Source organism: Candidatus Nitrosotalea sp. FS (assembly GCF_011319475.1).
In the GTDB taxonomy this organism is placed as follows: Archaea; Thermoproteota; Nitrososphaeria; order Nitrososphaerales; family Nitrosopumilaceae; genus Nitrosotalea.
Window position 1 is genome coordinate 3,575 of the sequence record NZ_RCMC01000181.1, and the last position, 258, is coordinate 3,832.

A 258-nucleotide genomic window follows, 5' to 3' on the forward strand; every position below is an offset into this window, starting at 1 on the left:
AGAAGGAAAAACAGTTACGCAAAAGCCCACAGAGATTTAGAATTATTCAAACACTTGTCCAGGTAGCGATCAAAAATAGTTATAGAACAATCTTTCAAATTGTTTTATAACAACTTCTTCATTATTATTTATCACTATGAATGATAGTCCCATCACAGAGCTTGACAGATTGTGCGATAGCATTCTAGGAATAAATAACAACATCCAGTCAGTTTCCATCATAAACAAGCACGGAAGGCCAGTAGAGTACAAGGTTCA